General features: G+C 43.7%; 11 protein-coding genes. 4 read left to right on the top strand and 7 right to left on the bottom strand.

Annotation, left to right across the window (positions count from 1 at the left end; genetic code table 11):
• Positions 1-96: 96 nt before the first annotated feature.
• Positions 97-933, bottom strand: coding sequence for an AraC family transcriptional regulator (locus NSS94_RS09960; RefSeq protein ID WP_029514745.1), 837 nt, complete (start codon positions 931-933; stop codon positions 97-99).
• A 138-nt stretch (positions 934-1,071) separates the two neighbouring features.
• Here NSS94_RS09960 and NSS94_RS09955 point away from each other — a divergent pair, with 138 nt between their 5' ends.
• From NSS94_RS09955 to NSS94_RS09945, 3 genes are all read left to right on the top strand, one after another.
• Positions 1,072-3,099: a beta-galactosidase gene (locus tag NSS94_RS09955; RefSeq protein WP_029514746.1), complete on the top strand. Its 2,028-nt coding sequence runs from the start codon at positions 1,072-1,074 to the stop codon at positions 3,097-3,099.
• Between the two features lie 69 nt (positions 3,100-3,168).
• Entirely contained in the window at positions 3,169-4,395 is a 1,227-nt protein-coding gene (locus NSS94_RS09950; RefSeq protein WP_341039239.1) for an MFS transporter, read from the top strand.
• Between the two features lie 211 nt (positions 4,396-4,606).
• Positions 4,607-5,242, top strand: coding sequence for a hypothetical protein (locus tag NSS94_RS09945; RefSeq protein ID WP_341039238.1), 636 nt, complete (start codon positions 4,607-4,609; stop codon positions 5,240-5,242).
• A gap of 74 nt (positions 5,243-5,316) precedes the next feature.
• On the opposite strand, the gene NSS94_RS09940 is transcribed toward NSS94_RS09945, so the two are convergent.
• From NSS94_RS09940 to NSS94_RS09920, 5 genes are all read right to left on the bottom strand, one after another.
• Entirely contained in the window at positions 5,317-6,147 is an 831-nt protein-coding gene (locus tag NSS94_RS09940) for a DegV family protein (protein ID WP_341039236.1), read from the bottom strand.
• Positions 6,148-6,168: 21 nt separating this feature from the next.
• On the bottom strand, positions 6,169-6,606 hold the full coding sequence (locus NSS94_RS09935; protein ID WP_029514750.1) for a MarR family winged helix-turn-helix transcriptional regulator: 438 nt from the start codon (positions 6,604-6,606) through the stop codon (positions 6,169-6,171).
• A 387-nt stretch (positions 6,607-6,993) separates the two neighbouring features.
• Positions 6,994-7,575, bottom strand: coding sequence for an NAD(P)H-dependent oxidoreductase (locus tag NSS94_RS09930; RefSeq protein ID WP_341039234.1), 582 nt, complete (start codon positions 7,573-7,575; stop codon positions 6,994-6,996).
• 78 nt (positions 7,576-7,653) lie between these two features.
• Positions 7,654-8,076, bottom strand: coding sequence for a MarR family winged helix-turn-helix transcriptional regulator (locus tag NSS94_RS09925; RefSeq protein ID WP_039274799.1), 423 nt, complete (start codon positions 8,074-8,076; stop codon positions 7,654-7,656).
• 212 nt (positions 8,077-8,288) lie between these two features.
• A complete protein-coding gene (locus NSS94_RS09920; protein WP_341039233.1) occupies positions 8,289-9,410 on the bottom strand; it encodes an NADH:flavin oxidoreductase in 1,122 nt (373 codons plus the stop codon).
• Between the two features lie 180 nt (positions 9,411-9,590).
• Here NSS94_RS09920 and NSS94_RS09915 point away from each other — a divergent pair, with 180 nt between their 5' ends.
• Positions 9,591-10,253, top strand: a complete 663-nt coding sequence (locus NSS94_RS09915; RefSeq protein WP_080710762.1) for a TetR family transcriptional regulator — start codon at positions 9,591-9,593, stop codon at positions 10,251-10,253.
• A 95-nt stretch (positions 10,254-10,348) separates the two neighbouring features.
• Here the strand turns inward: NSS94_RS09915 and NSS94_RS09910 are convergent, their stop codons facing one another.
• The gene (locus NSS94_RS09910; RefSeq protein ID WP_341039231.1) at positions 10,349-11,500 is read right to left on the bottom strand and encodes an iron-containing alcohol dehydrogenase; all 1,152 of its coding nucleotides are present in this window, start codon (positions 11,498-11,500) and stop codon (positions 10,349-10,351) included.
• Between the last annotated feature and the right edge of the window lie 180 nt (positions 11,501-11,680).

The raw sequence follows: 11,680 nt of genomic DNA, 5'->3' as shown, positions 1-11,680 counted from the left end.
TATTATTTTATACTCCCTCTTCCTGAAAAAAACAATAAGGAATGCTCCCTAAAAAGAGCATTCCCGAGTAAGAAAGAGCATTTCGATAAAATACCTTTATGTATACAGTAATTTGAACCTTTCCGGGGTAATTCCTTCAGCTCGGCGAAAAGTTGCCACAAAATGACTGGTATCTCGGAAGCCCACTCGCTCCGAAATCTCCTTTACTGTTAATTGCGGATATTCCGCCATCATTTCCTTGGCCTTCCGCAGCCGAATCACAATCAGATAAGCATACGAAGTCACACCAAACGCTTGCTTAAATAATGTATTTAAATGACGGGAGCTGACATTCATCATAACTGCCATATCACCTAGGCCCACATCTGGACTGGCATAATTTTGCTCCATAAAGGCCAGTACAGGGGTTAATCGTTCCACATTATGGGATAGGGAAGGCATCGAGCTATGTTGTCCATGTTTACGCAGCAGAGTCAGAAAACGATACATATTGGCCGAAGCATCTAATCCAGACAAATCACGTTCACTAACCATGGAATGAAGCATCGTTTCCCCAAAACTGTGCAGCTCGCTATCCGGGTCCCAATGATACCCACGCGTATGCTTCAACCCCAGTGCAGTCAGTACAGCAGCGGCGATGGGGCCGTCAAATGTAATGTATAACGTTCGCCATACCTTGGTCGCCCGTCTGTATGCATGGGATTCCCCAGGTAGCAGCAGAACTCCAGACTGCTCCCCCAGACGAAAGGTCCCCCCTTTAAATGTAAACATCCCTTCACCAGACACCGTCTGAATCCAGTGAAAGCACGGATAGCCCTCTGGACGGGACACATCTTCCTGCCTGCTGTTAAATCCGATACTTTCAATAAAAAGGGGTAAAGAGTGCTCACGCGTAGTCAGGAAAAATCGCAAATGATGGGGAGTTAAAATCATAAAAAGCACCTCCGGCGTATGCGGGTATGTATTTCTCATGTAGATCCATATTGTTATATACACGTTCATTTTATTATATTTAAAAGCAGTTATTTGTATTATAAGATAGAATTATTCTTATATACAGAGGTGATTGGCATGATAAGCAGTAAACTACCTAAAGTATTTTACGGTGGAGATTATAATCCTGAACAATGGGATGAGGCCACGCATCAGGAAGATTTACGGATGTTCAGGCAGGCAGGGATTGATATCGCCACGGTCAACGTATTCTCATGGGCCAAAATTCAATCCGACGAAATCACATATCATTTTGAATGGCTGGATCAATTGATTGACAGTCTTTATGAAAGCGATATCTTCGTTTGTCTAGCTACTAGCACGGCAGCGCATCCTGCTTGGATGGCTACTCGCTACCCCGACGTTCTCCGGGTGGACGCTGACGGACGGAAGCGGAAGTTCGGTGGTCGCCACAATTCTTGTCCGAACAGTCCTACGTATCGAAAATTTGCGGAGCAGATGGCTGGCCAACTTGCAGAACGATACAAAAACCATCCCGCGATCCTCGTGTGGCACGTGTCCAATGAGTACGGTGGGGATTGCTATTGTGATAACTGTGCGGCCGCATTCCGGGTGTGGCTCAAGCAAAAATACGGATCACTGGAAGAGCTAAACCGGGTGTGGAATACTTCCTTCTGGGGTCATACCTTCTATGATTGGGATGAAATCGTGCCACCAAATAATTTGAGCGAGCATTGGGGAGAAAATCACTCCTCCTTTCAGGGCATATCCCTCGATTATGCACGTTTTAATTCAGACAGTATGCTGGATTGCTATCTGCTGGAATACAACGCGATTAAAAAACATATTCCCCATGCCGTGATAACGACCAATCTGATGGGATTTTTCAAACAACTGGACTATTTTAAATGGGCTAAGCACATGGATATTGTATCTTGGGATAGTTATCCTGCGGCTAATACCCCGCCAAGCTATACCGCGATGGCACACGATCTGATGCGCGGCTTGAAGGATGGGCAACCCTTTATGCTGATGGAGCAAACACCGAGCCAGCAGAACTGGCAGGCGTATAATTCGCTTAAACGGCCCGGCGTTATGCGGTTATGGAGTTATCAGGCAGTCGCGCATGGCGCGGACACGGTCATGTTCTTCCAGCTTCGCCGCTCAATCGGCGCATGTGAGAAATTCCACGGGGCTGTTATTGAGCATGCCGGGCATGAGAACACACGTGTATTTCGCGAGGTGGCACAGCTTGGCAGTGAGCTTGGCGCATTAGGCAACACGCTACTTGACGCGACCGTCAATGCCAAAGTAGCCATTTTGTTTGATTGGGATAATTGGTGGGCATTGGAAAAATCAAGCGGTCCTTCTGTCGCCTTGAAATATGTGGATCAGGTGCATAAGTATTATGCGACCCTCTTCCGGCGTAACGTACAGATAGACCTGATTTCCGTTGATGCAAATTTCCAGAAATATGATCTCATTATCGCGCCTGTACTCTATATGGTCAAGCCAGGTACCGCCGAGAAGCTGGAACAATTCACAGAGCATGGAGGCACCTTCGTAACGACCTTTTTCAGTGGCATTGTAAATGAAAACGATTTGGTCACAACCGGAGGATATCCTGGTAAACTGCGTAACTTGCTCGGGATCTGGGTGGAGGAAATTGACGCGCTTCTGCCGGAATCATACAATCGCATTGTATTAAAAGAAAAGGTGGGCGTATTACAAGGTGAATATCAATGTGGTCTGCTCTGCGACCTGTTGCATAGCGAAGGTGCCGAGGTGCTGGCGGAATACGGCGATGATTTCTATCAGGGCATGCCAGTGCTGACACGCAATCGTTTCGGTCAAGGCGAGGCATGGTACGTTGCTTCAGATCCTGAAGAGACTTTCCTTGATGGCCTGCTGGGCTACATTTGTGAGCAAAAAGGGATTCCATCCCTGCTGCGTGCTCCTGCGGGTGTAGAAACCACTGTACGGACCAAAGATGGAAAATCATATCTGTTCATTCTGAATCATAACGCCCAGACGCAGCAATATCATCTGGATGATCAGAAAGGGAATGAGCTAATCAGCGGTAAATACCTGGAAGGAGATATTTCTATTGAAGGCTACGGCTTTCAGGTACTGGAGCTATCATAATCACTCAGATTTGACACATACAGTTCACTTTGCTGCATGAGTATAATCTAGGTATCAAAGGAGTTCATCATGAAACGACTGCTATGGATCGGCAGCTTGTCTTATTTTTTAATCGGCCTGGCACACGTGGTTGTAGGCTCCCTACTGCCTGTGTTGTTAGAGCATTACGGTAGAAACTATACGGATGGCGGTAGTCTAATCTTCGCTCAATTTTCCGGTTTTCTGGTTGGAGTCCTGCTGTCACCGTGGCTTGCCCGAAGTTTCGGCAAACGCCGAAGCCTGGTATTCGCCCTACTCTTGCTGTGCGCGGCTGAAGTGCTATACTCATTGCTGCCGCCTTGGGATTGGCTATATGTCGTCGGTGCAGCAGCGGGGTTTGGCTTCGGCATGGTAGAAACACTCATTGGCACGATTATTATCAGCGGTATTACTCAAGGAACGGGCGCGGCGATGAGCCGTCTGGAAGTCTTTTTTGGGATTGGCGCTTTGGCTATGCCCGCTATCGCCAGCCAACTTATCGCTCTCGGTTGGTGGCGATTGGCCTTTCCCATCATTTCCATGTTTGCAGCCGTGACCATTATAGCTTGGTTGCGCGGGTCCTTCGGCACGCTGGACACTGTATTGGACCCACAGGAACACCGAGATAACAGCCTTAAGCATTCGACTAATTCTCTGAGGTCACCCACGGAGAAGGCTTCTGAAGGTAGCCCTATTGGCAATCGGAAGCTACTTACACTATTTATCGTTTTTTTCTTTATCTATGTAGGAACAGAGATGAGCTTGGCCAATTTCCTGCCCTCCATGTTCATCGAACGGCTGGGCCTCACTCAAGCGGAGGCAGCACTCAGTGTCACCTGCTTCTGGCTAGCAATGGCTACCGGACGGTTGTTCGCAGGAAGTATTGCTGATCGGTACGGCTATGGTGTCTTTGTAGCCCTAAGCTCGCTGGCGACGACCGTACTGCTGTGCGTGTTCCCACTGATCAAGGGAACTACCGTTGCCTTTGTACTTATCGCACTGCTGGGGCTGGGCATGTCGGGCATTTTTTCCATCGCACTTGTTTTTGCCAGCAAAATGATGCCAGGCACCGAAGAATCTACCACCAGCCTGCTTATAGGCGCAGGTGGAGTTGGGGGAGCTCTGCTGCCTTTATGGCTCGGAAATAGCATGGATCGTGGTGGAGCAGTCTCATCGGCGTGGTTGCTGGCAGGCTTCACATGTATCCTGTGCCTGCTTGGGGGCATCTTGTACGTCCTATATGTGCGCAAAAAGCGGCTTCAAACCGCCTCATCATGATATACACCTCTACTGGTGCCTTTGTCTGTTCCTTGGTTGTCATCCAAGTGCACATTCAAAGGTGCTTTTTTTACATACTAGACGAATGTACCTTGTACAGTAGCCTGTTTTTAGTCAAAATAGATCGTTTCCTATGAATCAGAGGACAGATATCCATGCCTCCTCTAGATGAATGGAGTAGTATACAACAAACCATATGGAGGTGTTTGTATTGGGTCATCCTGAATTAAAACGAAAAAAAGGCCGTAAAAAAAATGTTTTTGTCCGTGCCTGGTTTGATAAGTTAGAAAAAAAGTTTGAGGAGAAGCCCCCAAAGAGAAAGAGCCGCTCAAAACGGAAAGGGTTTGGGAAAGACATTATCGTCAAAAAGCAACTTGTAAGTGTGAATATTAATCAGGGTGCTTTAGGACCTGAAGGGGATTCTGGAACCATAGGTGATTTAGCGCAGTTTGGTTATATTTACAATGTAAAGCCCCAAGTTGTTCCGATTGAAGGGGATGTCATTTGGGATACGAACGGTATACTTACACCTGGAATTGCTCATGTTCCAGGAACTACACAGATTGCTGTATCCGATGCTGGAAAATATGAAGTTCACTTTTCGGTGTCCGGTGTGGAACCTAACCAATTCGCCATCTTTATTAATGGCGCACTGGCTGTGGGAACTGTATACGGCTCAGGAGCCGGGACACAACAGAACACAGGGCAAGCCATCCTTGCTCTGGCATGCGGTGACGTCCTTACTCTGCGAAACCATAGCTCTACTACTGCTGTTACCCTGCAAACACAAGCCGGAGGAACTCAAGCCAGCATAAACGCTTCTGTCCTCATTAGAAAATTGAGATAGGCTTGAACTCCCGCAAAGCCTCAGTGTACTAAAAAAGGGTTTATCCATACAGCGAGGATAAACCCTGAATATTTTTAAAAGGCCATAATGATCCCTTTGTCATTGGCATACATTGAACTAATCCCTCTGGTGGACACAATATGAATATCTTTAAATTGATAGCGTTTCCTCAGCGCATTCATTAATTTTTCCGCCAGCCCAGGATTATTGCAGTGAGTAATGACAATGCTTTCTCCTTCGGTAGCCCGGCCACTTTTTTCAATAGTATCTGCGAGCTTTTCGATAATTTGATTCTGACCGCGTGCTTGAGTAAAAAATGCGATATTACCGTCACCATCCGAGCCTAAAATAGGCCTGATATGCAAGAGTGAAAGTATCTTTCCAGTGATTTTATTCATCCGCCCGTTCTTAACCAAATTATCCAGATTTTCTAAAACAAAGTAGGTTTTCATCTTGCTGATAAAGCTCTCCAAGGATGAAATAATTTCGCTTTTATGATATCCCTCGTCAATCAACTTGCGCAGTTTTAGAGCTAACAAGAGCTGTCCAGCCGAAGCGCTTTTCGAATCAAATACATGAACATCCGCCCCCTCTTCTTCCGCCATATCTTTTCCTACCAATGCACTGGAATACGAACTGGACAGGTTGCTGGATAATGTAATGGCAAAAGAAGTATGCGCACCTTGAAAGGCTTCCTTATATAGCATAGGTGACGGTGATGCGGATCCAATTTTGGTTGTACAGGCTTTCATTTCTTCCATAAACTGAGGTAAGTCCAATGTGTCATCATCTACGAAGCATTTATCTCCCAGCGTCATATTTAACGGGATCGTAGTAATCTGCATCTCTTCTCTAAGCTCTCTCGTTAAATCACAGCAGCTATCTGCTATTATTTTATATCTCACCCGGTACACCCTCACATTATGTTATTTTTCAATAGAACGCGCGTTCATAATACTCAAAGAAAGCTCAATTAACCGTATAAATTCTTTCACATTCTTCTCACCCAAACCTACTACAAGCGCTTCAAAATAACCTTCAATTCTCTCTTGCTTCTGTCTGATCAAGGATTCACCATTTACTGTGAGCCTTACACACATTCGTCGTCTGTCATGCTCAGACATTTCCATAGTCACATAGCCTTTTTTCCTTAATCCCGTAAGCGCTGCCGTAATTCTTGATCTGGATACATGCAGATCATCGCTGAGCAAGGAAGGATTAATTTCATCATCCCGGTGCTGAACTAAATATTGAAGCACATGGTTTTCCCCCTGAACAAGCTCCGTCAGGCTACTGAATAATTCCATGTCATAAATCCGGTTAACGGATTCTCTCAATTCGTCCCTTAGTTCATAATCTTTCATAGTGAACCTCCGCAACACACATAATACATACAGTTAACTATTAATACTATGTACTATAATGAATTGCCCACGATAATAACAATGAAATATTTGTGAATTTTTATACTTTATCCCCCCCTTGAATGTCCAGTAACAGGAGGTTTTATACCGTGGACTGTGAGACACCCAGAGGAGACAACAAGGAGGGTTTTATTTTATGAGGTTCTGGAAATGTGTTATATCATAGAATTTCAAGGAAAAGGGGGATTTGAGCAGCTCCAAATGAGATTGTTGTTTGGACTATATTAGAGAAGTATTAACATTTACAAGAAAAGGCCAACCACTAAATACGGGTTGACCTCATCATTTAAAGACTGTCTTACGTTTCTAAGAGAAAATGGACTAACTTTACAGCACCGTTTTAACCGTGTGTTGGACTTGCTTCAGCAGTCCTTTATAGCCATCTTCATCGAGATAACCAATACTTCCAAGCAGTAAGTGACCGACGGATTCAATTCCAACGAAATCAAAAATCCCCGTATCGGATGTGAGCTTCAATCCTGCGGTCATACCGATTTCATCGTAGATCGCGTTGGGAGTACCATGTGTATTCACGATAAAACCTTTTTTACCTGTAAGCAGCTTATTAATCCCTTCCGCACCAGCCGTATATGCAAAGCCGTATGCAAATACACGATCAACGTAACCTTTCAGGATAGCCGGAAGACCTGTCCACCAAATGGGAGAAATAAAAGTAATCGTATCCGATTGTGAGATGTATTCCTGCTCCACTTTGATATCAGCCGGAGTTTGCCCTGCTCTCATAGCGGCAGTATCCTCAGGTTTTAATACAGGTTGAAAATTAAGGGCATAAAGATCGCGTACAACGACTTCATCACCTTTTTCTTTCAAGGTATTTACAACCGTTTCGAGTATCGCGTGATTGAAGCTTTCTGCGTTTGAGTGAGCATAGATAATAAGATGTTTCATTTTAATAACCTCCAGATGTTTTATTGTTATTTTGATATTAATATTAATATAGATATCTATACATTTACTTAAAAAAATTTATAATCTGTTTTTGACATGCTCCAGCAAATATTCCAGTTGTTCTTTTTCTTCATCTTTGAGACCACCATAGATGGTTTCTTGTAATCTATTGGAGATCATCTCAAATACAGGCTCTATCTCTCTTCCCTTATCGGTCAGAAATATCAGGGTAACTCGGCTATCCTCCCTTTCTTTTTTTCTTTCGACATATCCCAACTTCACTAGCTTGTCGATCAAGACAGTGACCGTGGGTTGCTGACGAGAAATTTTTTGCGTCAATTCCTTAATGGAAAGCCCGTCGTTTTGATAAAGGAACATTAGGATTCCGCCATGAGTAGGAACAATCCCTTCAATTCCATTCGATTCGAGCTCAGACACAATCAATTTATTGATCGAGTCTCTAATGGTTCCTATCAGTGCAGCTGCATTATTTTTTAACATACAAGCATTATTACATAGACATCTATATATATCAAGTATTGATACCAGTCTGAACTAAAAGCAAATATGACTTAATCTATAATGGTTCATGGTGGACTACTATCGCAGACGCATAAAAAAGCCAAAATACCCAAGTTCCTTACCTGACTTTGAGTATTTTGGCTTACAGTATTTATTTATGAAATGAAGAGATGTTCAAAGTATGATATGTTTTAGTTGAGCGTTTGAAGTATCTCAGGTGTAAAGGTTTGAAGATCATGAATTCGGCCTTCACGTATTTTCGTAGCCCATGCAGGATCGCCCAGAAGCGCACGCCCAACAGCTACCAGATCAAATTCATTGTTGTCGAGCCGTTCCAGAAGTTCATTAATATCTTGGTGTCCTGCCCCTTTCCCTTCGATATAACTTACAAAATCCTCATCCAGACCTACAGAGCCAACCGTAATCGTAGTTTTTCCAGTCAGCTTCTTCACCCATCCGGCAAAGCTCAAATCGGAGCCTTCAAATTCAGGTACCCAAAAGCGACGTGTCGAGCAATGGAAGATGTCCACGCCCGCTTCTACTAATACATTCAGGAATTGCTCCAGTTTATCCGGTGTATCGAACGGCTTTGCGTTGTAATCATTCATTTTCCATTGGGATAGGCGCATGGCAATAGGGTAGTCAGGGCCAACCTCAGCACGAATAGCTTCCACAAGCTCAATGGCGAATTGAGCACGTTTTATGATATCGCCACCATAGCGATCCGTACGTTGGTTCGTTTTCTCCCAAAAGAATTGATCAACCAGATAGCCGTGCGCTCCGTGAATTTCAACGCCGTCAAAACCCAGTCGTTTTGCATTCGCAGCTGCATCGACATAGGCGCGAATGACCTTGACAATTTCTTCTTCTGTCATCGGCTCGGTCACTTTATTGCCTTCCAGATCCAGCCCCGATGGACCAATCGATAGCGCTTCGGGATTCGGCTGAGATCCCAAAGGACGAGCCATCCCCATATGCCAAAGCTGTGGGAAAATTTTACTACCAGCTTCATGAACCTGTCTGACCACTTCAGCCCAACCGTTTAAAGCCGCTTCCCCATAAAAATTAGGTATCCTCGGCTCACTTGTTCCAGCCGGATGGTCAATCACTGCGCCTTCAGTAATAATAAGACCTACATCATTCTCTGCGCGACGGCGATAATAAGCGGCTACATCCGGTCCTGGCACACCATTTGGTGAAAAAGCGCGGCCCATTGACGGCATTACAATACGAGTCTGTAGGGTTAGATTATGAATGGTATAAGGTTGAAATAAAGCTTCTGTTGAATGAACATTTTGCGGTTGATTACTCAAGGATTGTACCTCCTCATTTTCTTTTATTCTTTTAAAGGATTATATATAAGGCTCGTGCATCATCAAACGGGGTGCAAGTGAAATGTTAGCAATGTTTAATTTATCATTCAACCGACAAAATGTTCATTCTGTTGCTTAACCAAAAGGGTTATGAAATTGTTGTATATCTAAATTCACTTGTTGACAAAACAACACATGTTTATAATGGGGGAATCATTTGATTTACCTGAAAGGAGTGTCTTTAGGATGCCTGGTGTAACTTCACCCAACCCAAACGATCCTCGCGTCATTCGAACACGTAGATTAATTCTCGACGCATTCGTTGACCAATTAAATAAGAAAGACTTCTACACGATTACGATCAATGACATTACCCAAAAAGCCACCATTAACCGCGCCACGTTCTATGCACATTTTCAAGATAAATATGCACTGCTTGAAACCCTTTTGTCAGATGCATTTTTGGAGTATGTTATCAAGAGGATTGATGCTGAGGCACGTTTGTCGGAGGAGATCATTCAGAAACTTATTCTTTCGTTATGTGACTATCACGACTCAAGTAACCAATGCGTTCATAAATATAATTCAGTGGCACCGATCCTGGAAGAACATATTAAGAATCAATTACAGCAATTCATACTTCAACTCATAACAAGAGAAGCCAATAATACAGACCAAAGAACGTTAGAACTTGCCGCGACCATTTTAAGCTGGTCCATTTATGGTGTAACCTTTCGCTGGAATGTGGAAGGAAAAAAAGAGTCTCCTACAGATTTAGCCGAGAGAGCTGTGCCTTTAATCTTCAATGGGGTTGTCTTATCTCTAGTCTCACAAATCTCTTAGTAGAAAATGCGAATAAAAAGGGCCGTTCCCAGTATACTTCGATCAGTTCCTGGGACAGCCCTTATAGTATTTAGTAAAATAATTGCCTCTTTTATTTAAAAAATTTTCTTAAACATCTCGATAACTTGTTCTTTGCTAGGTATAAACGGATTGCCCGGAGCGCAAGCATCCTTCATTGAGTTCTCGGCAAGCAGATCCAAATCCACTTCATTTACACCTAGTTCAGAAAGTTTGGAAGGAATCCCTACTTCCTTCGACAGGTCTTTGATTCTTTGGAGTACATAGTCTGCGCATTCCTTATCCGTTTTCCCCTTATCTTCAAAACCGATGGCTTTAGCGATGGCACGAAACTTCTCCGGTACATGCTTGGCATTCTCCTCCTCCACGATTGGCAGCAGCATGGCATTACAAACACCATGAGGCAAATCGTAAACGCCGCCAAGCTGATGCGCCATCGCATGAACGTAACCCAATCCGGCATTATTAAATGCAAGTCCTCCCAAGAAAATAGCGTATACCATTTGCTCACGCGCTTCTATATCATGACCGTTTCTCACTGTACGAGCTAAATGTTTAAAAATAATTTCTACTGCTGCCAACGCAGTTGCATCCGTTACAGGATAAGCACCTGGCGTAACCAAAGCTTCAATGGCATGGGTCAAAGCATCTAGCCCTGTAGCTGCCGTTAATGCGGCGGGTTTATCTACCATCAGTTCAGGATCATTTACTGAAATCGTAGCTACACTATTCTTATCAACCATAACCATCTTGACCTTGCGCTCTTCGTCCGTAATGACATAATTGATCGTGATTTCAGCAGATGTTCCTGCTGTGGTATTAATGGCGACAATAGGAAGCGATTTATGCTTGGATTTATGAACGCCCTCATACTCGGTTATATGTCCCCTATTGGTGGCAATAATGCCGATTCCCTTAGCCGTATCCTGTGGTGATCCTCCGCCAATCGAAATTAAAAAGTCACATTCATTTTCTTGCAGAAACTGAACACCATCATGTACATTTTTACAGGTCGGATTTGGTTTTACTTCATCGTATACCGCATAGTTCAATCCAATATCATCCAGCAAAGATGTAACCTTGCCTGCAATACCACTCTTCATCAAAAATTTATCCGTCACGACTAGAGCTTTGTTTAAATTCAGTTCTTTTATATACGGCCCAACTTCTTGCAAACAGCCTGTTCCCATAAGATTGATAGATGGTACAAAAAATACATGTGCGCTCATATAAAATCGGCCTCCTAAAGGATTCACTTCTTGTTGCCTCGCTAAATATAAGGGTATTTCTCAAAAGTGAAATATTTCACATGTATAATGTTATCTTTATTTTATTTTGGTGTTAACAATTAAACACAGATATTTATTGGTTTTATTTTTGTTTGTTTACGTTTTTCGAATCAGTCCAAT

The sequence above is a fragment of the Paenibacillus sp. FSL L8-0644 genome (assembly GCF_038008165.1).
Classification (GTDB): domain Bacteria; phylum Bacillota; class Bacilli; order Paenibacillales; family Paenibacillaceae; genus Paenibacillus; species Paenibacillus polymyxa_D.
Note: the sequence above shows the minus strand (reverse complement) of the source record. Positions and strands in the feature narration are given on the sequence as shown.